At 63.6% G+C, this 25,980-nt stretch carries 21 protein-coding genes and 1 other RNA gene; 14 read left to right on the top strand and 8 right to left on the bottom strand.

The annotated features are described in order from the left end of the window. Positions 1 to 18: 18 nt before the first annotated feature. The gene (katG, locus tag FYB76_RS03040; protein ID WP_154132645.1) at positions 19 to 2,268 is read right to left on the bottom strand and encodes a catalase/peroxidase HPI; all 2,250 of its coding nucleotides are present in this window, start codon (positions 2,266 to 2,268) and stop codon (positions 19 to 21) included. Between the two features lie 579 nt (positions 2,269 to 2,847). Between katG and FYB76_RS03035 the strand changes: the two genes are divergently transcribed. Together FYB76_RS03035 and FYB76_RS03030 are read left to right on the top strand one after the other, a co-directional pair. After that, positions 2,848 to 3,408, top strand: a complete 561-nt coding sequence (locus tag FYB76_RS03035) for a DUF4337 domain-containing protein (protein WP_088757332.1) — start codon at positions 2,848 to 2,850, stop codon at positions 3,406 to 3,408. 153 nt (positions 3,409 to 3,561) lie between these two features. Beyond that, on the top strand, positions 3,562 to 4,500 hold the full coding sequence (locus tag FYB76_RS03030) for a DMT family transporter (RefSeq protein ID WP_154132644.1): 939 nt from the start codon (positions 3,562 to 3,564) through the stop codon (positions 4,498 to 4,500). A 19-nt stretch (positions 4,501 to 4,519) separates the two neighbouring features. Here FYB76_RS03030 and tcdA read toward each other — a convergent pair whose 3' ends face one another. From tcdA to yajC, 4 genes are all read right to left on the bottom strand, one after another. Next, positions 4,520 to 5,368 carry a tRNA cyclic N6-threonylcarbamoyladenosine(37) synthase TcdA gene (tcdA, locus tag FYB76_RS03025; protein WP_088757330.1) on the bottom strand — a complete coding sequence of 283 codons (849 nt, stop codon included), beginning with the start codon at positions 5,366 to 5,368 and terminating at the stop codon, positions 4,520 to 4,522. 133 nt (positions 5,369 to 5,501) lie between these two features. Then, positions 5,502 to 6,446, bottom strand: a complete 945-nt coding sequence (gene secF / locus FYB76_RS03020) for a protein translocase subunit SecF (RefSeq protein ID WP_006464758.1) — start codon at positions 6,444 to 6,446, stop codon at positions 5,502 to 5,504. A gap of 70 nt (positions 6,447 to 6,516) precedes the next feature. Then, positions 6,517 to 8,421: a protein translocase subunit SecD gene (gene secD, locus FYB76_RS03015; protein WP_088757329.1), complete on the bottom strand. Its 1,905-nt coding sequence runs from the start codon at positions 8,419 to 8,421 to the stop codon at positions 6,517 to 6,519. A 164-nt stretch (positions 8,422 to 8,585) separates the two neighbouring features. Beyond that, positions 8,586 to 8,918: a preprotein translocase subunit YajC gene (gene yajC / locus FYB76_RS03010; protein WP_088757356.1), complete on the bottom strand. Its 333-nt coding sequence runs from the start codon at positions 8,916 to 8,918 to the stop codon at positions 8,586 to 8,588. Positions 8,919 to 9,258: 340 nt separating this feature from the next. On the opposite strand from yajC, the gene chrA reads away from it, so the two are divergent. Then, positions 9,259 to 10,422 (top strand): chromate efflux transporter, encoded by a 1,164-nt coding sequence (gene chrA / locus FYB76_RS03005; protein ID WP_154132642.1) that lies wholly within the window; start codon positions 9,259 to 9,261, stop codon positions 10,420 to 10,422. Positions 10,423 to 10,445: 23 nt separating this feature from the next. Here the strand turns inward: chrA and FYB76_RS03000 are convergent, their stop codons facing one another. Then, on the bottom strand, positions 10,446 to 10,676 hold the full coding sequence (locus FYB76_RS03000; RefSeq protein WP_229296859.1) for a hypothetical protein: 231 nt from the start codon (positions 10,674 to 10,676) through the stop codon (positions 10,446 to 10,448). Between the two features lie 431 nt (positions 10,677 to 11,107). On the opposite strand from FYB76_RS03000, the gene FYB76_RS02995 reads away from it, so the two are divergent. The 6 genes from FYB76_RS02995 to FYB76_RS02970 all read left to right on the top strand — a co-directional run bounded on the left by FYB76_RS02995 (position 11,108) and on the right by FYB76_RS02970 (position 19,332). Continuing rightward, the gene (locus tag FYB76_RS02995) at positions 11,108 to 13,297 is read left to right on the top strand and encodes an ATP-binding protein (RefSeq protein ID WP_370516287.1); all 2,190 of its coding nucleotides are present in this window, start codon (positions 11,108 to 11,110) and stop codon (positions 13,295 to 13,297) included. Beyond that, positions 13,294 to 14,331, top strand: coding sequence for an HD domain-containing phosphohydrolase (locus FYB76_RS02990; RefSeq protein ID WP_154132640.1), 1,038 nt, complete (start codon positions 13,294 to 13,296; stop codon positions 14,329 to 14,331). Before FYB76_RS02995 ends, FYB76_RS02990 begins: the two co-directional genes overlap by 4 nt. Beyond that, positions 14,328 to 15,296: an HDOD domain-containing protein gene (locus tag FYB76_RS02985; protein WP_154132639.1), complete on the top strand. Its 969-nt coding sequence runs from the start codon at positions 14,328 to 14,330 to the stop codon at positions 15,294 to 15,296. The genes FYB76_RS02990 and FYB76_RS02985 overlap by 4 nt, the downstream gene beginning before the upstream one ends. Next, the gene (locus FYB76_RS02980) at positions 15,283 to 16,764 is read left to right on the top strand and encodes a PAS domain S-box protein (protein ID WP_154132638.1); all 1,482 of its coding nucleotides are present in this window, start codon (positions 15,283 to 15,285) and stop codon (positions 16,762 to 16,764) included. The genes FYB76_RS02985 and FYB76_RS02980 overlap by 14 nt, the downstream gene beginning before the upstream one ends. A 135-nt stretch (positions 16,765 to 16,899) precedes the next feature. After that, positions 16,900 to 17,511 carry a response regulator transcription factor gene (locus FYB76_RS02975; RefSeq protein ID WP_088757322.1) on the top strand — a complete coding sequence of 204 codons (612 nt, stop codon included), beginning with the start codon at positions 16,900 to 16,902 and terminating at the stop codon, positions 17,509 to 17,511. 3 nt (positions 17,512 to 17,514) lie between these two features. Then, positions 17,515 to 19,332, top strand: a complete 1,818-nt coding sequence (locus FYB76_RS02970; protein WP_154132637.1) for an ATP-binding protein — start codon at positions 17,515 to 17,517, stop codon at positions 19,330 to 19,332. 16 nt (positions 19,333 to 19,348) lie between these two features. On the opposite strand, the gene tgt is transcribed toward FYB76_RS02970, so the two are convergent. Both tgt and queA read right to left on the bottom strand, forming a co-directional pair. Further along, the gene (gene tgt, locus FYB76_RS02965; protein WP_088757320.1) at positions 19,349 to 20,479 is read right to left on the bottom strand and encodes a tRNA guanosine(34) transglycosylase Tgt; all 1,131 of its coding nucleotides are present in this window, start codon (positions 20,477 to 20,479) and stop codon (positions 19,349 to 19,351) included. A gap of 28 nt (positions 20,480 to 20,507) precedes the next feature. After that, entirely contained in the window at positions 20,508 to 21,524 is a 1,017-nt protein-coding gene (gene queA / locus FYB76_RS02960) for a tRNA preQ1(34) S-adenosylmethionine ribosyltransferase-isomerase QueA (RefSeq protein WP_154132636.1), read from the bottom strand. 223 nt (positions 21,525 to 21,747) lie between these two features. On the opposite strand from queA, the gene recG reads away from it, so the two are divergent. The 5 genes from recG (at position 21,748) to ssrS (ending at position 25,936) form a co-directional block, all read left to right on the top strand. Further along, a complete protein-coding gene (recG, locus tag FYB76_RS02955; RefSeq protein WP_088757355.1) occupies positions 21,748 to 23,856 on the top strand; it encodes an ATP-dependent DNA helicase RecG in 2,109 nt (702 codons plus the stop codon). A 282-nt stretch (positions 23,857 to 24,138) separates the two neighbouring features. Continuing rightward, positions 24,139 to 24,828 carry a tRNA-uridine aminocarboxypropyltransferase gene (locus FYB76_RS02950; protein WP_088757318.1) on the top strand — a complete coding sequence of 230 codons (690 nt, stop codon included), beginning with the start codon at positions 24,139 to 24,141 and terminating at the stop codon, positions 24,826 to 24,828. Positions 24,829 to 25,028: 200 nt separating this feature from the next. Then, positions 25,029 to 25,262, top strand: coding sequence for a DUF904 domain-containing protein (locus FYB76_RS02945; protein WP_088757317.1), 234 nt, complete (start codon positions 25,029 to 25,031; stop codon positions 25,260 to 25,262). After that, complete coding sequence (locus FYB76_RS02940; protein WP_034330349.1) at positions 25,259 to 25,576, top strand: cell division protein ZapA; 318 nt, start codon at positions 25,259 to 25,261, stop codon at positions 25,574 to 25,576. The genes FYB76_RS02945 and FYB76_RS02940 overlap by 4 nt, the downstream gene beginning before the upstream one ends. A gap of 183 nt (positions 25,577 to 25,759) precedes the next feature. Continuing rightward, positions 25,760 to 25,936, top strand: a non-coding RNA gene (gene ssrS, locus FYB76_RS02935) — 6S RNA. Positions 25,937 to 25,980: the final 44 nt, after the last annotated feature.

The raw sequence follows: 25,980 nt of genomic DNA, 5'->3' as shown, positions 1-25,980 counted from the left end.
GCGTTGCTGCTTTGCTGCTTACTTCTTCAGGTCATAGCGATCCAGGTCCATCACCTTGACCCAGGCGGCCACGAAGTCCTTGACGAACTTTTCCTTGGCGTCCGAGCTGGCATAGACTTCGGCCAGGGCGCGCAGCACGGCGTTGGAGCCGAACACCAGGTCCACGCGCGTGCCGGTCCACTTGACGGCACCGCTCTTGCGGTCACGGCCTTCGAACTCTTCCTGGGCGGGCGACGTGGATTTCCACTCGGTCCCCATGTCCAGCAGGTTGACGAAGAAGTCATTGGACAGCACACCGACCTTGGATGTGAACACACCCTTGGTGCTGCCACCGACCGTGTTGCCCAGCACGCGCAGGCCACCGATCAAGACCGTCATTTCCGGCGCGGTCAGGGTCAGTTGCTGGGCCTTGTCGATGAGCATGTCTTCGGCACGCACTGCATAACGCTGCTTCTGGAAGTTGCGGAAACCATCGACGACGGGTTCCAGCGGTTCGAAGGAAGCGACGTCGGTCTGCGCCTGCGACGCGTCCACACGACCTGCGCTGAAGGGCACAGTGATCGCTACGCCGGCATCCTTGGCCGCCTTTTCAACGGCTGCGCTACCGGCCAGCACGATCAGGTCAGCCAGCGATACCTTCTTGGCACCTTGGTTGAACTCGGCCTGGATGCCTTCCAGCGCCTTCAATACCTTGGCCAGCTGGGCCGGCTGGTTGGCAGCCCAATCCTTCTGCGGCGCCAGGCGGATGCGTGCGCCGTTGGCACCGCCGCGCTTGTCGCCACCACGGAAGGTGGAGGCCGAGGCCCAGGCGGTCGAGACCAGCTCGCTCACCGACAGGCCCGAGGCCAGGATCTTGCTCTTCAAGGCGCTCACATCGGCGGCATCAATCGGCGCACCCTCTGCCTTGGGCAGCGGGTCTTGCCAGATCAGTTCTTCGGCCGGCACTTCCGGACCGAGGTAGCGCGCACGCGGGCCGAGGTCGCGGTGGGTCAGCTTGAACCAGGCGCGGGCGAAGGCGTCGGCGAACTGGTCGGGGTTTTCCAGGAAGCGGCGCGAGATTTTTTCATAGGCCGGATCGAAGCGCAGCGACAAGTCCGTGGTCAGCATGGTCGGACGCAGCGGTGCGCCACCATGGGCGTGCGGGATCACCGCATCGGCACCCTTGGCCACCCACTGGTGGGCGCCGGCCGGGCTCTTGGTCAGTTCCCATTCATAGTTGAACAGGTTCTCGAAGAAGTAATTGCTCCACTGGGCCGGGGTCTGGGTCCAGGTCACTTCCAGGCCGGAACTGATGGTGTCGCCACCGGCGCCGCTGCCGAAGCTGCTCTTCCAGCCCAGGCCCTGGCTTTCCAGGTCGCCACCTTCCGGCTCACGGCCCACGTGCTTGGCATCGCCTGCACCGTGGGTCTTGCCGAAAGTGTGGCCGCCGGCGATCAGGGCCACGGTTTCTTCATCGTCCATCGCCATGCGGGCGAAGGTTTCGCGGATGTCATGGGCGGCTGCGACCGGGTCGGGGTTGCCTTCCGGACCTTCCGGGTTCACGTAGATCAGGCCCATCTGGACGGCGGCCAGCGGGTTTTCCAGGTTGCGGCCGGTGGGGGCGGTACGGCTCTGCTCGTTGCCGTGACGGTCGGCGTCGGCCGTGATCTCGCCATGGCTGGCACCGGCTTTGCCACGGCCGTAGCGATCATCGCCGCCCAGCCAGGTGGTTTCCGTGCCCCAGTACACGTCCAGGTCCGGTTCCCACACGTCCTGGCGGCCACCGGCAAAGCCGAAGGTCTTGAAGCCCATGGTTTCCAGCGCGACGTTGCCGGTCAGGATCAGCAGGTCGGCCCAGGAAATCTTGTTGCCGTACTTCTGCTTGACCGGCCACAGCAGGCGGCGCGCCTTGTCCAGGTTGACGTTGTCGGGCCAGCTGTTCAAGGGCGCGAAGCGCTGCTGGCCACGGCCTGCACCGCCACGGCCGTCGCCAATGCGATAGGTGCCGGCGCTGTGCCAGGCCATGCGGATGAACAGCGGACCATAGTGGCCGAAGTCGGCCGGCCACCAGTCCTGCGAGTCGGTCATCACCTTGGCCAGGTCGGCCTTGACGGCAGCCAGGTCGAGGCTCTTGAAGGCTTCTGCGTAATCGAAATCCTCACCCATGGGGTTGGACTTGGAAGAATGCTGGGCCAGCAGGTCCAGACGGAGCTGCTTGGGCCACCAGTCGCGGTTGCTGGTGCCGCCGCCGGCGGTATGGTTGAAGGGGCACTTGGCTTCATTCGACATTGCGTTCTCTCCTGTTGATCGACCCGATGGTCATGATGCCCGGACCGGGGACGGGCATCCTTTGGCCACCCCCAGACTGCCTGGCGGGCGGCGGCTTGATGATTCGGCAATAGACTGACTGCGTTCTGCTACGGCGCCATGACGCCGTACTGCGGGGCCAGCCTGGCCTTGTCCCGGTCATGCTTGCGAAGAACCATTAATGTAATTGATCAATAACGATTATGTGATTGTCTTTTTGTATAACGTCAGTCAATAAATCCAATCCCGCAAATTCAGAATTTGTGGCTCAACAGTGTAGCCAAAGACAACTGGACTTGCAGGAGTCGCAATCTGGGCGGACCTTGCTACCCTCCCCCCGGGGACCGGTCCGGCGGTTTGCGCGCAAGCCGTGAGGAAATGCGAATGTTTTACCCGAACATTGCCCGTTGGTGCAATTATCCCTGAGGATAGGACGCACCCGCCCTACGGGAAAAGACGAGTTTCGTGATGATTCAGGTCAACCGATGTGCATGTGAATCGTTGTTGAAACGCTGCCCAATTGCCGGGCCGGCCTCCTTTGCTCCCATACCAACAACGATCATGACGGAAACCACCGAAAACCTGGAACACGCCGAGCACGCCCATGCCTCCGGCAACAAGAAGCTGGCCCTGCTCATCGCCATCCTGGCGCTGGTGCTGGCCATTACCGAAACCCTGTCCAAGTCTTACCAGACCGAAGTCATCCTGAAGCATCAGGAGGCGGCCAACCTGTGGTCCTTCTTCCAGGCCAAGTCGGTACGCGGCAATGCGGCGCAGCTGGCCAAGCAGCAACTGACCCTGCTGGGCAATCCCAAGGATGAACGCATCAGCGCGGCCGTGGCCAAGCTCGACGACGCCATCGCCCATTACGACAGCGACGAGAAGAGCGGCGAAGGCAAGAAGGAGCTGTCCCACAAGGCGCGCGCAGCCGAGCATGAGGCGCATGCCTACATGGAGAAATACGAGAAGATGGAAATGGCCGCGGGTATGCTGCAAGTGGCCATCGTCCTGGCGTCGGCCACCATCATCACGGGCGTCGCCGTGCTGGCCTACCTGTCGATGGGTATTGGCGTGGTGGCGCTGGCCTTTATCGGTGCGGGCCTGTTCGGCGCCATCGTCTGACGGTCACGCTGGTTGCAGGCAAACGCCGGCGTCATGCCGGCGTTTTCGTTTCCGCCCTCGCCCGCCACAAGAAATCCGTAGCCTGCAACAATCCTTCCTGCGCCCGCTGCGGCATACTGCCCCACTTCGCAACATGGCTGGCTTTGATTCCCGATGAGTTCCAACACGATCCTGCAAGGCATCTTCTATGGCGCACTGGCCGGTGCGGCCTGGGGCCTGGTGTTCCTCGCACCTGAACTGACCCGCGCCTTCTCGCCCTGGCAACTGACGGCCGGGCGCTATCTCGCCTATGGACTGTTCGCCGCACTGCTGATCGCGCCGCGCATCAGGAAGCTGCTGCCCCACCTGGGCCGCGCTGAATGGCGCGCGCTGGTGTGGCTGAGCCTCCTGGGCAACGTGGTGTATTACGTCTTCCTGGCCAGTGCCGTGCAACTGGGCGGCATGGCGATGACTTCGCTGGTGATCGGCTTCCTGCCGGTGGCGGTGAGCATCATCGGCAGCCGCGGGCATGGCGCGGTCTCGCTGCGCAAGCTGGCGCCGTCGCTGGGGCTGGGCCTGGCGGGGATTGCCTGCGTCGCCTGGCAGTCGCTGGCCGGGTCGGCTGGAGGCGATATGAAGCAAAGTATCTTCGGCTTCTTCTGCGCCCTGGCCGCATTGGTCTCCTGGACGACCTATGCGGTCGGCAACAGCCGCTGGCTGGGACGCCTGCATGAAGTTTCTGCGCATGACTGGAACCTGCTGATCGGCGTGGTCACGGGGCTGCTGTCGCTGTTCATCGCAGTGCCCGCCTTCACGGTGATGCTGCAGCCGCATCCGGGCAGCGAGTGGATGCATTTCGTGGCGGTGTCGGCGGGCGTGGCCATCTTTGCCTCGCTGTTCGGCAATGCCTGCTGGAACAAGGCCAGCCGCCTGCTGCCGTTGACCATGATCGGGCAGATGATCCTGTTCGAGACCCTCTTCGCCCTGCTCTATGGCTTCCTCTGGGAACAGCGCTGGCCGACCCTGCTGGAGATCGCAGCCATGGTGCTGGTCACCGTCAGCGTGCTGCTGTGCGTGTCCGCGCACCGGGTCGATGAGGGCGGCGGGCACTGAGCTGGCCCCGCCCCTTTTGTCAGCTGGCCTTCCCGGCCAGCTTTTTCAGGACATGCGCTGCGGCCACCAGGCCGAAGCTGGCCGTGACCACCATGGCCGAGCCGAAACCGGCGCAATTCAATCCTGTCACGCCAGCTTGCGTGCTGTCGGCGGCATCCTCGCCCACATCCAGGTCTTCACCCGGTGCGATCTCGCAGGCCTCGCCCTCGGCCAGTTCAGGGAAACGCAGCGGTTCGGTGGAGAACACGGCGTCAATGTGGAATTTGTTCTTGGTCCCGCGCGGGAAACCATGCTGTGAGCGCAGGCGCTTTCGCACCTTGGCCAGCAGCGGTTCCTGCTCGGTGCGGCAGAGATCACGGATCTCGATTTGGGTCGGATCGATCTGCCCGCCGGCGCTGCCGATGGTGACCATGGGCATGCCGTTCTGGCGGCACCAGGCGATCATGGCCACCTTGGCCGGGACGTTGTCGATGGCGTCGATGACGTAATCGAAACGGCCGCCGCCCAGCATCTGCTCCACGTTCTCCGGATCGACGAAATCCTCCACCTCGGTGACCACGCAGGTCGGATTGATCTGCCTGATGCGCTCGTGCAGGGCCGTCACCTTGGCCTGTCCCAGCGTGCCGGTGAGCGCATGGATCTGGCGATTGACGTTGGATTCGGCCAGGTTGTCCAGGTCGATCAGGGTCAGGTGGCCGATGGCGCTGCGGGCCAGCGCCTCGACGATCCACGAGCCTACGCCGCCGACCCCGACCACGCATACGCGCGCCTGGCGGAAAGCTTGCAAGCCGGCAGCGCCATAGAGACGTGCCACACCGCCGAAGCGGCGTTCATAGTCGATATCGTTCAGATCGATGGATGGGGTCATGATGAAAAATCTGGAATGCCGTGATGTGCAGTGATGAACTGCCGCATTATCCCGCCTTTGCGGGCCTCTCATGAAAAAGGGCCGCTTCGCGAACGCGGCGGCCCTTCCTGTGCAACGCAGTTGAATCCGGGAATCAGACCACTGCGCCGCCGTTCTCGTCCTTGACCTTGACCGGCTTGATCAGGTCTTCGCGCTTCACGCCCAGCCACATGGCCAGGGCTGCCGCCACGAACACCGACGAATAGATACCGAACAGGATGCCGATGGTCAGCGCCAGCGCAAAATAGTGCAGCGTCGGGCCACCGAAGAAGAACATCGCCAGCACCATCATTTCCGTGCTGCCGTGGGTGATGACGGTACGCGACATGGTGCTGGTGATCGCGTGGTTCAGCACTTCGGGCGCGGAGAGCTTGCCGAAGCGGCGGTCCCGGAAGGCTTCGCGCACCCGGTCGAACACCACCACCGACTCGTTGACCGAGTAACCCAGCACGGCCAGGATGGCGGCCAGCACCGTGAGCGAGAACTCCCACTGGAAGAAGGCGAAGAAGCCCAGGATGATGATGATGTCGTGCAGGTTGGCGATCACCGCCGCTACCGCGAACTTCCATTCGAAGCGGAAGGCCAGGTAGATCACGATGCCCAGCACCACCATGCCCAGGGCCAGCAGGCCATCATGGGCCAGCTCGTCACCCACCTGGGGACCGACGAATTCCACGCGCTGCAGGCGCACGTCCGGATCATCGGCCTTCAGGGCGGCATTGACCTTCTCGCTCTGCTGGCTGGCGTTCACGCCGGCTTGGGCGGGCAGGCGGATCATGACGTCCTGGGCAGTGCCGAAGCTTTGCACCAGGGTGTCGCGGTAACCCAGTCCCTCAATGGACTTGCGGATCTTCTCCAGGTCGGCCGGCTTGTTGTAGGCCACTTCCATGACCGTGCCGCCGGTGAATTCGATGGAGAAGTGCAATCCCTTGGAGAACAGGAAGAACACCGCGGCCACGAAGGTCAGTGCCGAGATCGCATTGAAGATCAGGGCATGACGCATGAAGGGAATGTCTTTTTTGATGCGGAAAAATTCCATCACTATCCTTTCGGTGCCGGCGCCGCCTTCAACGGGGCGCCCGGCTCAAATCTGGCTGTGCTGCTGATGATTACTTGGCGTCGCGCTTGGCCTGTGCCTTGCCGGAGGTCGAGAGCACGTCACCCTCGGGCTTCCAGATCTGGCCGATGGCCAGGCCGGACAGGCGCTTCTTGCGGCCATACCAGAGGTTGACCACGCCGCGCGAGAAGAACACGGCCGAGAACATCGAGGTCAGGATGCCCAGGCAGTGCACCACGGCAAAGCCGCGAATCGCGCCGGAACCGAAGATCAGCAGCGCCAGGCCGGCGATCAGGGTGGTCACGTTGGAGTCCAGGATGGTCGCCCACGCGCGATCGAAACCGGCAGCAATGGCTGCCTGCGGCGAATTGCCTGCGCGCAGTTCTTCACGGATGCGTTCGTTGATCAGCACGTTGGAGTCGATCGCCATACCGAGCGCCAGCGCGATGGCGGCAATACCCGGCAGGGTCAGCGTGACCTGCAGCGTGGACAGCAGCGCCACCAGCAGCAGCACGTTCACCGACAGCGCCAGGGCGCTGAAGAAACCGAACAGCTGGTAGTAGATCACCATGAAGACGGCCATGGCCAGGAAGCCATACAGCACCGAATCAAAGCCCTTCTTGATGTTGTCGGCACCCAGTTGCGGGCCGATGGTGCGCTCTTCGATGATGTCCATCGGTGCGGCCAGCGAACCGGCACGCAGCAGCAGGGCCAGGTCGCTGGCGGCTTCGGGCGAACCCATGCCGGTGATCTGGAAGCGCGAACCCAGTTCGGAGCGGATGGTGGCCACGGTCAGGACTTCGCCCTTGCCCTTTTCGAACAGGACGATGGCCATGGCTTTGCCGACCTTGTCACGGGTGGCTTCGCGCATCTTGCGGCCGCCGTCGCCGTTGAGGTCGATGCTCACCGCCGGCTGGTGGTTTTCATCGAAGCTGGCCGAAGCGTTGGAGATGTAGTCGCCGGTCAGCACCGGTTCCTTGTTCAGGACCACGGGCGCGCCCTTGCCGATCTTGAACAGTTCGGAGCCGAAGGGGATGGCCGAGGTTTCTTCGGTGCCGCGCACCACGCTCTCATCGACCATGCGCACTTCCAGGGTGGCGGTACGGCCGATGATGTCCTTGGCGCGCGAGACGTCCTGCACGCCCGGCAGCTCGACCACGATGCGGTCGGCGCCCTGGCGCTGGATCAGCGGCTCGGCCACGCCCAGTTCGTTGACGCGCTTGGACAGGGTACTGATGTTCTGCTTGACGCCGTCTTCCTGGGTCTGCTTCAGGGCTTCCGGACGCAGGGTGGCGATGAGCTTGAGGTCATCGCCGCTGCCGGCGTCGGTGAGCAGCATTTCCTGCAGTTCGCCCAGGGCGGCGCGGGCCTTGTTGCGGGTATCGGCATCGCGGAAGGAAATCTCGATGCTGTCGCCGGAGCGGTTGATGCCGCTGTGGCGGATGTTCTTGTCACGCAGCAGGCTGCGCACGCTCGCTTGCATGCCTTGCAGGCGCTTGTTCAGGACCGCCTTGATGTCGACCTGCATCAGGAAGTGCACGCCGCCGCGCAAGTCCAGGCCCAGGTACATCGGGAAGGCGTGCAGGCTTTGCAGCCATTGCGGGGTGTTGGGCAGCAGGTTGAAGGCGACGATGTAGGTCGGGTCGCTGGGGTCGGTGTTGAGTTCCTTCTCCAGCAGGGCCTTGGCCTTGAACTGGATGTCGGTGGTGGCAAAGCGGGCACGCACCGACGGCTGCGAACCGGCATTGTCGAACGCCACGCTCTCTGCGCCGAGATTGCCTTGTTTCAGGATCTGATCGACACGGCCGGCCACGGCAGGCTCGACCTTCAGGGTCGACTTGGCACTGCTGATCTGTACCGCGGGGGATTCGCCGAAGAAGTTCGGGACGGTATAGATCACGCCGAACAGCAGGGCCAGGACGATCAGTGCGTATTTCCAGAGAGAGTAACGATTCATGGTCTTGTGCTTCTTGCTTGCGGGAGAGGGCGGCAGGGACCTGCCACCCTGTTCAGAACGCTCGCCAGGAACCGGAAGTTTCTGCGCGCCGTTCTAACGACATGGGCGCATCAGCGATGCGCCCATGGGTTCGCCGGTTCAGGCCGGCCAACCGGTGAGGCCGATTACAGGCCCTTGATGGTGCCCTTGGGCAGCAGGGTGGTGACAGCGCCCTTTTGCACGATGACTTCGGTGCCTTCGGAGACTTCGATGGTGATGTAGCCATCGGCCACCTTGGTGATGCGGCCCAAGAGACCACCGGAGGTGACGACTTCGTCGCCCTTGCCCAGTGCGTCCATCATGGCTTTCTGTTCTTTCTGACGCTTCATCTGCGGGCGGATCATCAGGAAATACAGGACCACGAACATCAGGATGATCGGCAGGAAGCTGGCCAGGTTGCCCATCGCGCCACCAGGGGCTGCTGCGGCCGTTTGCGCGTATGCGTCGGAAATAAACACGTAAGGCTCCAAAGGTTGATTGAAAAATAGCCCTGCATTCTAGCACTGCGCAGGCACCAAACCGCCAAATCGGGATGCATTGCCGCAGATCAAGGGGGAACCGGGCCAAATCGGGCTTTTTTATCACCTGCGCAGACTGAAAAAGCGGCGTATCCCGCATGAAATGGCTGGCAGCATGAAAAAAACTTCATTTCGCCCTCAAGCCGCCTCTAATATAGGCGCCACCCGGACTCCCCGGACACCCTGCCCCGACCACCGCATGCCTGCCTCCCCTGCTCCCGTACCCGCCGCTCACTCTGCCTTGCCAAGCGCGCCCCGCCAGTCTGCCTGGTCCCTGTTCATGATCTTCCTCCGACTGGGACTGACCTCCTTTGGCGGGCCAGCCGCCCATCTCGGCTACTTCCGCCATGAATTCGTGGCACGGCGGCGCTGGCTATCCGAACAGACCTATGCCGACCTGGTGGCCATGTGCCAGTTCCTGCCCGGCCCCTCCAGCAGCCAGGTCGGACTGGCCATCGGCCTGGTCCGGGGCGGCTATCGCGGTGCCCTGGCGGCCTGGCTGGGTTTTACGCTGCCCTCTGCGCTGCTGCTGATGGTGGTAGCGTTGTCGGTGCTGGAGGATGCGCATTGGCTCTCCGGGGACGTGGTGCACGGCCTGAAGATCGTGGCCGTGGCCATCGTGGCGCAGGCGGTGTGGGGGATGGCGCAGACACTGTGCCGCGGACCGGTGCGGCTGGCCATCATGATGCTGGCTGCGCTGGCGGCCTGGCAGTTGCAGGGCAGCCTGGTGCAGCTGGGAGTGATCGTGGCGGCCGGCCTGGCCGGACGGCTGCTGCTGCACGGACCACAGGTTGCACTGCAGGAACACCTGCCGCTGGTGGTCAGCCGCCGTACGGGTCGCGCCTGCCTGCTGCTGTTCTTCGTCCTCCTGGCCGGCATACCGCTGGTGGCTGCGGTCTATCCGGCGGCGTGGCTGCAGCAGGTCAACATCTTCTATCGCGTCGGCTCACTGGTCTTCGGGGGCGGGCATGTGGTGCTGCCGCTGTTGCAGGCCGAATTGGTACCCACGGGCTGGGTGAACAAGGACGTCTTCCTGGCCGGCTATGGCGCGGCCCAGGCAATTCCCGGCCCGCTCTTCACGCTGGCAGCCTATCTGGGGGTGGTAATGTCCTCCTGGCCCAACGGCGTGGCCGGCGGCCTGCTATGCCTGCTGGCCATCTTTGCGCCCTCGTTCCTGCTGGTGACCGGGCTGCTGCCGTTCTGGGATGGCGTGCGTCGCCAGGCCGCGATGCAGGCGGTGCTGGCTGGCGTCAATGCCGCAGTCGTGGGACTGCTGCTGGCGGCGCTCTACCAGCCGGTCTGGACCAGCGCCATCTTCAGCGCGCGCGACCTGCTCATTGCCATCGTCGCCTTCGCGGCACTGGTCTGGCGCAAGTGGCCGTCTTGGGCGGTTGTGCTGCTGGCTGTACTGGCGGCCACGCTTGCCCCGCTGGCAGGCCTGTGAAAGCAACTGGCGCGCCACCCGCTTCAGTAGACCACCAGCACCGAACGCTCCTGCTGGTTCACCAGCAGCAATGCACGCCCGTCGGGACTGCCGGAGGGCACCGCGCCACAGGTATTGGACACGGCAGCGACACCATTGATCACGTTGACCACCACATTGCAGCGCGTGGCCACCAGCACCGAGATCGCCAGCTTGGCCGTGGTCGCCGCATGCAGGTGCGGCCAGGCCCAGCAGCCCAGCGTCAGCAAGATCATGGCAGCGATCCAGCGCAGCAAAACAGGGCGGCTCAGCCGCGTGCAACCCGTTGAGAGAGGGGAATTCATCTTGCAGGCTCCTTGCAGGTTAGCCACTGCATGTTTTTTGCGAACTGTCACTATAAATAAATTAATCGAATAAATCAATAAAATTAATTTACACAGAAAAAATAATAATATTGATCGCATCAGGCTGAACAAAAATCCCCGGCGCCTTGGTTTCTTGGTGCAAAAAACTAGATGTTGTTTGGAATGCAAGCTCAACATTCTGCCGCTTTTTGACCACAGGCGCACTCAATCTGCTGAAACAAATAAAACAGTTTTAGCAATTAAATTATCGATTCGTTATAATTGATTCCAATCAAAACGCCTGCGCCTTCTTGCGCCGGCGTGCAACATTCACCGGAACCGGGAACCATGGAGACAAACTCGTGACACCAGGGCACACCCCTAGCCAGGCACGGCAGCGGCCGCGCGACGGTCGCCTGCTGCTGGCGCTGGCCGAGGCCGGCTTTGCCGTTCTGGCGGTAGCCGCGCTGTGGCAGACCGACCTGCCGGCCTGGCTGATCCTGGGTCTGCTGGCGTTGTGGCTGGTGCGCGCACTGATCCTGCTGCGCCTGCTGCGCGACAACCAGCGCGCCGCGCGCAACCTGGTGCTGGCCAAGGAAGCGGCCGACCAGGCCATGCTCACGCGCGGCGCCTTTCTCTCGACCATGAGCCATGAAATCCGCACCCCCATGAATGCGGTGCTGGGCATGGCAGGCCTGTTGCGCAGCACTCGCCTGGATACGCAGCAGGCCGAGTTCGCCAAGGCGATCGAGGATTCGGCCCATGCCTTGCTGGGCATCGTCAATGACGTGCTGGATTTTTCCAAGATCGATGTCGGCAAGATGGATATCGCCGTGGTCGAGTTCGATCTGCTGGAAGTGGTGGAGGCCAGCACCGAAGCCCTCTCCTTCAAGGCCCGCGAGAAGCGCGTGCGCTTGCTGGCCCATGTGGATCCGCGCCTGCCGCTGCGGCTGCTGGGAGACCCCGGACGCATCCGCCAGGTGCTCCTGAACCTGCTGGGCAATGCGCTCAAGTTCACCCACGTGGGTGAAGTGCTGCTGCGGGTCCAGGCGCTGCATGTCTCGGGGGACCACTGCCGGGTGCATTTCGAGGTGCGCGACAGTGGTATCGGCATGGATGACGATACGTTGCGCCGGCTCTTCTCACCGTTTTCACAGGCCGACAATTCGGTCACGCGCCAGTACGGTGGCACCGGCCTGGGGCTGTCGATCTGCAAGCGCCTGGTCGAACTGATGGGCGGCCAGATCGGCGTGGAGAGTACGCCGGGCAACGGCTCCTGCTTCTGGTTCGAACTGGGCATTCCCGTGGCGCAACCTGCGCAGTTCGCCGTGCGCGCGCATGCAGCGAAAAAACGACAGGTGGCCCTGCTCGAAACACATGATGCCAGTGCCGCCATGCTGCACGAATACCTGCGCGCCGCAGGACTGGAGACGGTACGTTACAGCAGCGCCAGCGACGCCCTGGCGGCCTTGACCGGCCCGGCGGCCACGGCCAGCGGCATCGATACCCTGATCGTCAGCAGCGAGATCCACGATGTGCCACCGGCGGCGGTGCTGGCGCGCATGCACGCTGAAAGACCGGCAGTCACGTGCGTGCTGCTTGACCACGGCGTACACGGCCTTAATATAGACGGAACATCAACGTCGGCAGCACTGCAGTTGCCGCTGCGCAAGCAGCAATTGCTGCGCGCGGTCCATCTGGTGCCGGCGGAGAAGGCAGCCGCGCCAGCACAGGCGCCTTCCGGCCGCCTGATCAGGGAATCATCGCAAAAGGGGCAACAAGGGCGGCAGGAACAGCACGAACTCCTGCTGGTGGAAGACAACGTAATGAACCAGAAGGTGGCGGTATACCAGCTCAATGCCATGGGCTACGCGGTCGATATCGCCTCCAACGGTGCGGAGGCGCTCGAAAAGCTGGCGCAGCGCGCTTATGCGCTGATCCTGATGGATTGCCAGATGCCGGTGCTGGATGGCTACGAAACCACGCGCCGTATCCGGCGCCTGCAGGGCGAGCTGGCCCATACCCCCATCGTCGCGATGACCGCCAATGCCATGGCGGGCGACCGCGAACAATGCCTGGAGGCGGGTATGGACGACTATCTGACCAAGCCCTTGCTGCGCTCGCAACTGGCAGCGATGCTGGAGCATTACCTGCCGGCCGCGCCAGCCGCGCCAGCCGCGCAAGGCGATGCCGGCGCGGCGCCGATGGTGCTCGACGAGCGCCGCCTGCAGGAACTCTTTGGCGACGACACCGCACTGGCTGGCGAAATGCTGAACATGTTCATCGAGCACACCACGCCGGTGATGGACGAACTGGCCCGGCATTGCCAGGCTGCTGATCCGCTGCTGGGCGAGATCCAGGCGCTGGGCCACCGGCTGGCGGGCAGTTGCCTGAACCTGGGCATCCAGTCGCTGGGCGAGACCGGACGTCAAATGGAAATCGCGGCACGCCAGGGGGACCTGGCGCAAGTCCGTACGCTGGCCGAAGAGTGCGCGCGCGCCTTCGCTGCCTTGCGAGAACAGATACAAGAGAGGGGCCGGGGGAACACATGAAGATTCTGATCGTCGACGACGACAAGACCAATCTGTCGCTATTCACGCACATGCTGGCGCAACTGCCGGATACCAGCATAAGCACCTGCCCGGACGCCTTCGAAGCGTTGGACTGGTGCGGTAGCCACGATCCCGACCTGATCCTGCTGGACTACATGATGCCGGGCATGGATGGCCTGGACTTCCTCTCGCGTTTTCGCGCCATGCCGGGACAGGAAATGACGCCGGTCATCATGATCACCGCTGACATGGGCCTGCAAGTGCGCCACAAGGCGCTGCAGATGACGGCCAATGACTTCCTCTCCAAGCCGGTGAACAGGGTGGAGCTGCTGGCCCGCGTAAAGAACATGCTGGCCATGCGCAAGTCGCAGCTGGCCATGAGCCAGAAGATCGAGCACCTGTCCGAAGAGGTGGAACAGAAGGCGCAGCAGAGCACCAGCCTGGCGCTCAATTCGGTGGACCTGCTGGCGCGCGCGGCCGGCTACCGGGACCCCGAAACGGGCGAACACCTGGTACGCATGTCCAACTACACCCGCATCATCGCCGCCCATCTCGGCTTGCCCAAGGAGGAGCAGGACCTGCTGCTGGCCGCCTCCCCCATGCACGACATCGGCAAGATGGGCATCCCCGACCACATCCTGCTCAAGCCCGGACGGCTGGACGAAGAAGAACTGAAGGTCATGCGCCTGCACGCCCAGATCGGCGCCGACATCCTGCGCGCCAGCCCGTCAGCGCTGCTGCAGACCGCCTCCCGGATCGCCGAGACGCACCATGAGAAATGGGATGGCAGCGGCTATCCCAATGCGATCAAGGGCGAAGATATCCCGCTCTACGGGCGCATCGTGGCGGTGGCCGACGTGTTCGACGCGCTGACCTCCTCGCGTCCCTACAAAAAAGGCTGGAGCCTGGAAGACGCCGCCCGTTATCTGCGCGACAATGCGGGCAGCCACTTCGATCCGCGCTGTGTAGAGGCCTTCTTTGCCGGATGGGAGGAAGTGGTCGACATCTACAACCGCAACCAGGACAGCAAATGATGCTCACTTTTGTTGAACCCACCCTGTTCGAGAAGCTCAGGAGCGCGCAAGCCCTGCCTTCGCCGGGGGGGGTGCGCCTGACCATCATGCGCATGTGTGCGCAGGATGATCCCGACATGCATGAACTGATCCATCTGGTCCAGGGCGACCCGGCCCTGTCCGGACGCATCATCCGCATCGTCAACGTACTCAATGCCGACCGCGTGCGCCCGATTGCCTCTGTCAGCATGGACAGCATGCTGCTGGTCGGCCTGCAGGCCGTGCGCCAGCTTGCCCTGGCGCTGTCGCTCGCAGAGACCACGGCCCCCGCCTCCTGCGCGAACTTCAAGCTGCCGGCCTTCTGGGCGCACAGCTTCGCCATGGCCTGCAGCGCCCAGGCCATCAGCAGCCACACGCGCGTGGCTCCCTTGGGAGAAATGTTCACCACGGGTCTGCTGGCCAACATCGGCAGGCTGACCCTGGCCTCGGCCCATCCGGCCGGCTATTCGTCGCTGCTGACGCGCCCGCTGGAGCCTTCGGGTCAACTGGCGATGGAGCAGTCGCTGTTCGGCTTCAACCACCTCAATATCGCAGCAGCCCTGATGCAGGACTGGAAGATTCCGGAACTCTTCTGCGACGCCGTGCTGCACTACGAAGCGCCGCCCCTGCCGCAGGAATGGCCGGTGCCGCGCCCGCTGGAAATCATCTGGACCCTGTACCTGTCGGCCGCCATGGCCGAACTGGGCTGCGGCACGCCCCAGGTCGCCGAGGCGGCCCTGCCCAAGATTGCCCGGGCGCTGCCGCACCTGCAGCTGGCACCGCACGATTTCCCCGAGCTGTATCAGGTGGCCGGCGAAGACTGGCAGGACTGGACCCAGACCATGCACCTGAGCGCCAGGAGCCTGTGGCAAGGGTTGCCGGCCCAGGTTCACGACAAACTGCTGCGCCTGCAAGAGGCGGTCGGCGACGGCAATGCAGCAGCTTGAACGACTGCTGCTCAGCGAGGCGCCCGATGCCTATGTCCTGATGGACATGCAGGGAGGGGTCGTCTACTGGAACCGCTGCGCCGAACAGATCTTCGGCTACAGCGGCCAGGAAGTGCTCGGCCAGCATCTGTCGGACTTCATCGTGCCGCCCGAGCGGCGCGCCGAGGAAGAGCGGGTGTTCGCTGATACGCTGGCGCTGGGCCGGGCCGAATGCCAGTCCATCCGCCGCCGCAAGGATGGCTCCCTGCTGCACCTCTCGGTATCCAACAAGCTGCTGCGCGATGACCGCGGCCAGCCGCAATACGTACTCTCCTGCAAGCGCGACATCAGCCAGGCCACCGTCCTGCGCGACATCAGCCTGATCGCCGCCAGTGTGCACGGGCTTTACGATTCGCTGCCGGACGGCATCCTCGTGGTCAATGCGCTGGACCGTTTGGTGCTGGTCAATCGCCGCGCGGGCGAGCTCTTCGGCTGGGAAGTGGCCGACCTGACGGGGCGCGCCATCGACGTGCTGATTCCGCAGCGCTTCCTGGCCATGCATGCGCAGAACCTGGCCAACTACCTGTCCGGCCGGGCCGCTCCGGCCAGCAACCCGACCCCTGAACTGTGCGGCCTGAAACGCGATGGCGGCGAATTCCCGGTCGACGTCAGCCTGAGCCCGCTGGTCATCGAGGGCGAAACCTTCCTCATGATTGCAGTGCGCGACATCAGCGACCGCAAGCGCATCGAGCAAGACCTGGCCGAGAAAAACCGCGCCTTGGTGGAGGCCGTGGAATCGCGCGACCGTTTCCTGGCCAACACCTCGCACGAGCTGCGCACGCCCTTGAACGCCATCCTCGGCTTCACCGAAATCCTGCTCACGCGCATGGGCGGGCCGCTGACGGCCGAGCAGGAGCAGCAGCTGCAGACCGTGCACGACAGCGCCCAGCACTTGCTGGGACTCATCACCAGCCTGCTGGACGTCTCCCGCATGGAAGCCGAGGAAGAAGACCTGATCCCCGAGGCCCTGCTCTGTTCCGAACTGATCGAGGAGGCGGTGGCGGCAATGCGCCCGGCGGCCATCAAGAAGGGCTTGCAGCTGAGCATGGCACCGTATGCCGGCGAAGTGCGGATCCACGCCAACCGCCGCGCCCTGGCGCAAATCCTGCTGAACCTGGTGAGCAATGCCGTCAAGTTCACCGAGCAAGGCCAGGTGCAGGTCAAGCTGCGCCAGCAGCACCAGGGCGAAAGCCTCACCAGCTGGATTGATGTGATCGATACCGGCTGCGGCATCAGCGAGCAGGACCAGCAAAAGCTCTTTCGTGCCTTCACCCAGCTCGATGCCAAGCCCTCGCGCAAGCATGAGGGCATGGGCCAGGGCCTGTACCTGAGCCAGAAGCTGGCCCACCTGATGGGCGGCACCATCACCGTGCAAAGCCGGCCCGGCGCGGGCAGCCGCTTCACCCTCTGCCTCGAAGAAGGCGCCTGAAGCCGCAGCAGCACCTGCTACCTCATCACAACGTGCGTCATTGCCCCACAACAGCGTAGAATCGCGGCACAACAAAAACAGTTTCCGGGAGCCGCCGACGATTGTGCGGATGCGGCTTCGGGAGGGGTTCCTAACATGCCGACTTCACGCCTGCTGATCATCGACGATCACGCACTCTTTCGTTGCGGCCTGCGGCTGGTACTGCAGGCGGCTTTGCCACACACCAGCATCGCCGAGGCCGCCTCGCTGGAGGACGCCATGCGCCTGGACGACGGCCAGCCCCCCGGCATGGTGCTGCTGGACATCCAGCTGGGCGGACTCAATGGTATCGACGGCATGTCGGTGCTGGCACGCAAGTGGCCGCAGGTGCCGGTCATCATCCTCTCGGCCGACGATACCGACGAGACCGTACGCGAAGCGACCCGGCGCGGGGCGGCGGCCTTCGTCTCCAAAGCCGCCACCGCCGAGCACATCCTGAAGGTGCTGCTGGAAGTGGCCGGTAGAGGGCATGCGATGGCGGCACCCGCGGTAGAGTCCGACGATACCGGCAAACCCCAGTTCACGCCGCGCCAATACGAGGTACTGGGCTTGCTCAGCCAGGGCTTGACCAACAAGGCCATCGGGCGCCGCCTGAACCTGTCCGAAAACACCATCCGCGGGCATGTCCAGGCCATCCTGCTGGCCCTGGATGTGGACAACCGGGCCGAAGCCGCCTTCGCCGCACGCCGGCGCGGGCTGGTGAGCTAGCGCATGAAAGACGGTACGGCCCTGCAGGGTGCACCGGTCCACGCTGTGGCTGAAGACACGCTGCATCGCGTGCGGGTCGAACAGGTTCGCCTGTTGTGCGGCAACCTGGGCAGCTCGGTCTTGCCGGGCATCCTGGTGGCGCTGCTGGTGGCCTACGCCCTGCGCGCCAGCGCAGGACTATGGCCGCTGCTGGGCTGGGCCGGCGTGGTGATTGCCTCCAAGCTGTTCGACTACGCCGATGCCCGGCGCATGCTGGACATGGAGATCACCCCGGCCAACATCGGCCAAGTCACGCGCCGCCTGGTGGTACTGCATGGCATCGACGGCGCCGCCTGGGGGCTCCTGGCCCCGCTGGCGCTGGACACCGCCAGCCCCGGCGGCAGCATCCTGCTCATCGGGGTGCTGGCGGGGGTGGCGGGCAATTCCATGTCCATCCTCTCGCCGGTGATGCCGGCCTTCGTTTCCTTCTGCCTGGTGGAGTTGGGCATGCTGGCGGCCAGTGCCTGGCATACCCACGAAAACGCGCTGCAAGTGCTGGCGGTGGCCGCCCTGCTCTATGTGGCTTCGCTGCTGGTCCAGGCGCGCAACAGCGCACGCGCGGCGCGTGCGGCCATCATGCTGCGCTTCGAGAACAATGCGCTCATTGAGCGCCTGCAGCGCGAATCCGAAAAAACCCAGCAAGCCCTGCAGCAGGCCGAACAGGCCAATGCCGCCAAGTCGCGTTTCCTGGCCGGTGCCAGCCACGACCTGCGGCAACCCATCCATGCCCAGGGTCTGTTCCTTGAGGTGCTGTCCAATACCCCGCTCGATCCGATGCAGCGCGAGGTGGTCGGCCGCCTGCGCAGTGCCGCCGACAATTGCGCCGACATGCTGCATACACTGCTGGACTACTCCCGCATCGAAGCCGGCGTGGTGACTCCCCAGGTCGCCCCCTTCCGCGTGCAGGCACTGCTTCATCGCATCAGCCGCGAGATGGCCGCGCAGGCTGAAGCCAAGGGTCTGGTCTTTCGCACCCGCGAGAGCCAGGCCGTCGCCAGTGCCGACGCCGGGCTGACCGAGCTGATCCTGCGCAATCTGGTGTCCAATGCGATTCGCTATACCGAACGGGGCGGCATCTTGATGGCCTGCCGCCATCGTGGCAGCCAGGTGTGGCTGGAGGTGTGGGATACCGGCATCGGGATCGCACCGGAGCAGCAGCAGGAAATCTTCCGCGAGTTCCATCAGCTGGGCAATCCGGAACGCGATCACAACAAGGGCATGGGACTGGGACTGGCCATTGCCGAGGGATTGGCAAAGATGCAGGGCTTGCAGCTCACGGTACAGTCGCTGCCCGGACGCGGGAGCGTCTTCAAGCTGCTGCTGCCCGCTGCGGTCATGCCGCAGAAAGTGCCTGCGCCCGCCCCCGTAGCGTTGCACACGGCACAGCGCGACCTGCATGGATTGCGCATCCTGTTGATCGAGGACGACCAGCGGGTACGCGACAGCATGGCGCAGCTACTGACCCAATGGGGTTGCCAGTGCGTCGCGGTGGAAGGACTGGACGAGGCCCAAACCCTGGCGGGCACACAGGAATTCGACGTGGTCATCAGCGACTACCGCCTGCGCGCACACCGCAATGGCACCGAGGCCATCGCAGCAGTGCGGCAAGCCAGCCAGCGCCATGTCGGTGCGCTGCTCATCACCGGCGATACGGCACCGGCCAGGTTGCGCGAGGCCAGCGAAAGCGGCATTCCCATGCTGCACAAGCCGGTGGCGCCGGGGCAATTGTGGGAGGCCCTGCTGCGCCTGGCGCCAGGCGCGCAGCAGGCGCAGCCGGGCTGATGCAACAGCGCCGGCCCTAGTCCACGCCGCGGGCGCGGTCTTCCTTGAATTTCTTGACGAACGCCTGGAAGGTGCCAGCGTCGATGGCGTCGCGCATTTCCTGCATCAGTTGCAGGTAGTAGTGCAGGTTGTGCACGGTGTTCATGCGGGCACCCAGGATTTCACCGGCGCGATGCAGGTGGTGCAGGTAGGCGCGCGAGAAGTTCTTGCAGGCGTAGCAGTCACAGCTCTCGTCGAAGGGACGGTCGTCGTTCTTGTACTTGGCGTTCTTGATCTTGACGTCGCCGTAGCGCGTGAAGATCCAGCCGTTGCGGGCATTGCGGGTCGGCATGACGCAGTCGAACATGTCCACGCCGTTGGAGACGCCTTCCACCAGGTCTTCCGGCGTGCCCACGCCCATCAGGTAGTGCGGCTTGTCGGCCGGCAGGCGCGGGCCGACGTGTTCCAGCACGCGCATCATGTCTTCCTTGGGCTCGCCCACCGACAGGCCACCGATGGCGAAACCATCGAAGCCCAGTTCTTCCAGGCCGGCCAGCGATTCATCGCGCAGGCCTTCGAACATGCCGCCCTGGACGATGCCGAAGAGCGCATTCGGGTTCTCGCCGCGATCGAATTCATCCTTGGAACGCTTGGCCCAGCGCAGCGACATGCGCATGGACTTGCCGGCCTCTTCACGGGTGGCGGGACGGCCATCGATCTCGTAGGGCGTGCATTCGTCGAACTGCATGACGATGTCCGAATTGAGCACGCGCTGGATCTGCATGGATATCTCTGGCGAGAGGAACAGGCGGTCACCGTTGATGGGTGAAGCAAAGTGCACGCCCTCTTCCGTGATCTTGCGCATCTCGCCCAGGGAAAACACCTGGAAGCCGCCGGAGTCGGTCAGGATGGGCTTGTCCCAGCCGATGAACTTGTGCAGGCCACCGAATTTGCTGACCACCTCCAGCCCCGGACGCAGCCACAGGTGAAAGGTATTGCCGAGGATGATCTGGGCGTTGATTTCCTTCAGTTCCAGCGGCGACATGGCCTTGACCGAACCATAGGTGCCCACCGGCATGAAGATGGGGGTCTCGACGGTGCCGTGGTTCAGTTTGACGCGGCCGCGGCGGGCCTTTCCGTCGGTTTTCAGCAGGGTGAATTCCAGCATGGTGCTCTCTGTTTTCTTTCCGGGTTTCTCAGGTACGGGTCAGCAGCATGGCATCGCCATAGCTGAAGAAACGGTATTGGTGTGCAATGGCGTGCGCATAGGCCGCGCGGATGTGTTCATAGCCGGCGAAGGCTGACACCAGCATCAGCAGGGTCGACTTGGGCAGGTGGAAGTTGGTCACCAGCTGGTCGACGGTCTTGAAGGTGTAGCCGGGCGTGATGAAGAGCTGGGTGTCATCACTGCCGGCCTTGAGCTCACCGCTCTGCGAACCGGATTCCAGGGCGCGCATGCTGGTGGTGCCGACTGCAATGACACGGCGCCCTGCCGCCTTGGTGGCACGCACGGCCTCTACCGTCTCGGGCGAGATGGTGTACCACTCGCTGTGCATCTTGTGCTGCGACAGGTCTTCCACCCGCACCGGCTGGAAGGTGCCGGCACCCACGTGCAGGGTCACGAAGGCCTGCTTGACGCCGCGTGCGGTCAATTGCTGCAGCAGCGCTTCATCGAAGTGCAGGCCGGCAGTCGGTGCGGCCACGGCGCCGGGTTCCTTGGCGTAGACGGTCTGGTAGCGCGTCTCGTCATAGGCATCGGCCTCGTGGTCGATGTAGGGCGGCAGCGGCAAGCTGCCGTATTGCTCCAGCAACTCAAAGGCATCGGCCGGGAAATGCAGGGTAAAGAATTCGCCGAAACGTTCACCTACGGTCACATCGAAGGCATCGGCCAGGCGGATCCGGGTACCCGGTGGCGGCGACTTGGAGGCCCGTACCTGGGCGTGGACGGTGCGCGCATCGAGGATGCGCTCGACCAGGGCCTCGATCTTGCCGCCGGTTTCCTTCACACCGAACAGGCGCGCCTTGATGACGCGGGTATCGTTGAAGACCAGCAGGTCGCCGGGTTGCAGCAGATCGACGATGTCGGAGAAGCGGCGGTCGGTCAGTTGCGCACCTTGCACCTGCAGCAGGCGCGAGGCGCTGCGCTCGGCCAGCGGGGTCTGGGCGATCAGCTCGGGGGGGAGCTCGAAATCGAAGTCGGATAATGAGTACATGCGCGAGTACAAGCTTGCAAAATAATGATGGAGGCGATGCGCGCGGCGGCGGCAGACGGGCTGGCGCCGGGCGTTCCCGGGCAAGAACTGTTGCCGGCGGGATTGATACTGTAAATATTCACAGTAAAATAGCGTAACCCGCTATTTTACGCTGTCTGCGCGTTTTTCCCATATGCGCGTGCGGCTAACCATTATGGCCCTCCGTCCAACCAACGCCGACCGCATGCCCGCTACCGCGAAGAAAAACAGCCCGCCGGCCTCGAAGAAAAAGGCCGCTCCCGCTTCCAAGGCCGCCGCCAAGCCCGAAAACAAGCTGGCCAAGCTGGGCCTGCACAACGACATGGACCTGGTGCTGCACCTGCCGCTGCGCTATGAGGACGAAACCACCCTCATGAGCATCGCCGAGGCCTCCCTGCGGGGCCTGCAGACGGTGCAGGTAGAAGGCGTGGTCACCGCCTGCGACGTGCAGTTCCGCCCGCGCCGGCAATTGATCGTGACGGTGGGGGACGACAGCGGGCAGTTGACCATGCGCTTCATCAACTTCTACGGCAGCCAGACCAAGCAGCTGGCCGAAGGGACCCGGGTGCGGGTGCGCGGGGAATTGCGGCATGGTTTCTTCGGCGCCGAGATGGTCCATCCCTCTTACAAGGTGGTCAACCAGGGCGCACCGCTGCCCGATGTCCTCACGCCCGTCTACCCGGCTGGCGAAGGCCTCTCGCAGGCCTATCTGCGCAAGGCCATCGCCAACGCCATGAGCCGGCTGGACTGGAGCGATACGCTGCCCCCGTCCATGCTGGAGACCCTGAACCTGGCCGGCTTCGAACCGTCGGTGCGGCTGCTGCACAATCCGCCGCCGGACGTGGATGAACATGCCCTGATCGAACGTTCACACCCTGCCTGGATCCGCATGAAGTTCGATGAATTGCTGGCCCAGCAGCTCTCGCTCAAGCGCGCCCAGGCCGCGCGCCGGGCCAAGACCTCGCGCGCTTTGCCCGTGACGGGACGCGTCACCGAGGAACTGACCAAGGTCCTCCCCTTCCAGCTGACCGCTGCCCAGCAGCGCGTACTCGAAGAAATCCGCGCTGACCTGCGCCAGTCCTTCCCCATGCAGCGCCTGCTGCAGGGCGATGTGGGCAGCGGCAAGACGGTGGTGGCCGCGCTGGCCGCCGCCCAGGCCATCGACAGCGGCTGCCAGGCGGTGCTGATGGCACCGACCGAAATCCTGGCCGAACAGCATTTCCGCAAGATCGCGGCCTGGATGGAGCCGCTCAACGTGGGCGTAGCCTGGCTCTCGGGCAGCCAGAAGAAAAAGGAAAAGACCGAGGCCCTGGCCCACATCGAATCCGGCGCGGCACGCCTGGTCATCGGCACGCATGCGCTGATCCAGGACACGGTGCAATTCGAGAACCTGGGCCTGGTGATCGTCGATGAGCAACATCGCTTCGGCGTGGGCCAGCGCCTGGCCTTGCGCAACAAGAGCTTCAATCCGGCCGATCGCGAGGCGGCTGCCGTGCCGCACCAGCTGATGATGTCGGCCACTCCCATTCCGCGCACGCTGGCGATGACCTATTACGCCGATCTGGAAGTCTCGGTAATCGATGAACTGCCGCCAGGGCGCTCCCCCATCGTCACCCGCGTGATCGACCAGAACCGCCGCGATGAAGTCATCGAACGCGTGCATGCGGCGGCACTGGAAGGCAAGCAGATTTATTGGGTCTGCCCGCTGATCGAGGAATCCGAGGCTTTGCAATTGCAGACTGCGACCGACACCCATGCCGCCCTCTCGGCGGCCCTGCCGGACCTGCAAATCGGCCTGGTACACGGCCGCATGAAACCGGTGGAAAAACAAATCGTCATGGAGGGTTTCAGCCGCGGCGCCATCCACCTGCTGGTGGCGACGACCGTCATCGAAGTCGGTGTGGACGTGCCCAACGCCTCGCTGATGGTGATCGAGCATGCCGAGCGTTTTGGCCTGTCGCAGCTGCACCAGCTGCGCGGACGTGTGGGTCGGGGCTCGGCGGCCAGCGTGTGCCTGCTGCTGTACCAGGGACCGCTGGGCGGCACCGCCAAGCAGCGGCTGGCAACCATGCGCGAAACTACCGACGGCTTCGAGATCGCCCGGCGCGACCTGGATATCCGCGGACCCGGGGAATTCCTGGGGGCCAGGCAGTCGGGCGAGGCGATGCTGCGTTTCGCCGACCTGGCGACGGACCAGTGGCTGGTGGAAAAGGCCCGCGATACCGCCCAGGCCTTGCTGCAACACGCCCCCGACATTGTCGACCGCCATCTGGCACGCTGGCTGGGCGGACGGGAAGATTTCCTGAAGGTATGACCTGCCCAACCGGGCAGCAGCGGCCACCAGCAAAGCTTTCCAGCATCTCTCACGCGGCGGGCCAGTGCAAGAGCTGCAAACCCAAATCAGCAAAATGCCAACCACATTTCCGCAAAAATCGAGAATTTCTTCGCTTTATGTCGATTGACTGACAGCAGCACTGAGTCCAATCTACGGCCCACGATGAACGGGATCATGAAGGGGTGGCGCGGCGCACGCCGGATTGCAGCCGCCTTCCCGTTCTGCAAGGTGACCATCGCTAACTACAGAAGGCTGAACATTTTGGTTTCCAACCACGATCAACAATTGGCCCGCAGGCTGCTCTGCCCGATCTGCCAGAGGGCGCTGACGGCATGCATCTGCCACTGGACCTCCCCCATCGATCACGCTGTCGATGTGCTGATCCTGCAGCACCCGCTCGAAGTAAACAACGCCAAGAACAGCGTTCGGCTGCTGCACCTGAGCCTGCCCTACAGCAAGCTGGCGGTCGGCTCCGCCTTCGATCCGGAGGAATTGCAGGCGATGCTGCACGCGCCGTCCCGCCTGCGCAACGTGCCCCCCGGCGAGACGGTGCACCCGGTCCTGCTGTACACGGATGACGTCTGTACCCCCGAGACGCGTTATTTCGATGCGCGCACCATGATGGTGGACAAGCAGGAAGTGCTCAAGCGCATCCGCCTGGTGATCATCGATGGCACCTGGCGCAAGAGCCGCAAGATGCTGTTCGAAAACCCGATCCTGCAGACCCTGCCGCGCATGATGCTGATCGACACGCCGACGTCCCGCTACACCATCCGCAAATCGCACAAGCCGGAGCAACTGGCCACCCTGGAGGCGACCGGCTATGCGCTCATGCAACTGGAACGCAACAGCGAGAAATACCATCCCCTGCTGACGGCCTTCGACAACTTCGTGCTGCAACAAGGCTATATGCGCATGCACGGACAGGCCACGCGGCGCAGCGACAAGTAACGGCAATGCGACACGCTGCGCCGGGAACCAAACCCGGCCGGCGCTGACCAAACCCATCCGGCCGCTCCGTGCGGCCGTTCTTGTTCAGGTGGCGCGGCAATGCGCTTATAATTGTGCGATTGAGATGCCGTGATCCTGAACATCTCTGACACACGCTGGCGCCCGCTGGCGTCATCCCATTCCTGCGAACAAATCAACACATGAGTTCCGAATTCCTGCAACTGGCTGAAAAAGTCACTCAGCTCGCCAAGCTGGCACAAGGCCTGCGCGAAGAAAATGCCGAGCTGCGCCGGAAAGTCAAACTGCTCTCCGAAGACAACACCACCCTGCTCTCCCGCGTGGACCAGGCCTACGACCGCGTGGCCGCTGTCCTGGCGCAACTGCCGGTAGCCGAAGTGGAAGAAGCGGCTGCGGCCGATGAGGAGGCTGCATGAGCACCATCCAGATCAACGCCATGATCATGGGCCAGTCCTATACCCTGGCCTGCCAGGAAGGCGAACAGGCCGCGCTGCATCATGCAGTCGCCTACCTCGACCAGAAGATGCGCGCCATCCGCGACGCCGGCCGCATCAAGGGCACTGATCGCATCGCCGTGATGGCGGGACTTGGCATCGCCGCCGAGTTGCTGAGCATGCAACGCGCTGAAGGCCCCTTCGCCGGCCTGACCATTGCCCAGTGGCAGCAGCAGATTGCCGCCATCACCGAAGTGGTGGACCAGGCACTGGCACCGCAGGAGAAGTTGTTCTGAGTACCCTGTCAGGATCTTGCTGACAGCGCTGATCCTGTGCCCTGACGTCGATGAAATGGCTGCCTTGCGCAGCCATTTTGTTTTGCACTCCCGCTACGATGCGGGCCAGGAAATCCGGTTACAAAATCGCGGATTTATTTTTGAGGAAGGTCTTGGAGGACGAACATGAATGGGTTAGACTTCGTACTCCTGCCGTGTTCGCGATTGCCATATATTCCTTGAACCATTTACGAGCATAGGCTGTGGGATCGTTCGATGGGCGTGAGCGTCGCTAGTCCGATGAACCCGAAATTGAACTACCGCAGCCAACTTGAACCGTCAGGTTCAGGATGCCGGCACAGCGGCACAGGCGGGACTTGGATTGAAGAAAAACGGCTGCATTCGCAGCCGTTTTTTTATGCCCG

Origin of the sequence: Herbaspirillum sp. CAH-3 (assembly GCF_009668275.1) — a bacterium.
Taxonomy (GTDB): domain Bacteria; phylum Pseudomonadota; class Gammaproteobacteria; order Burkholderiales; family Burkholderiaceae_D; genus Herbaspirillum; species Herbaspirillum aquaticum.
The sequence above is the reverse complement of the archived record's forward strand: the minus strand, read 5'-3'. Positions and strand labels throughout refer to the sequence as shown.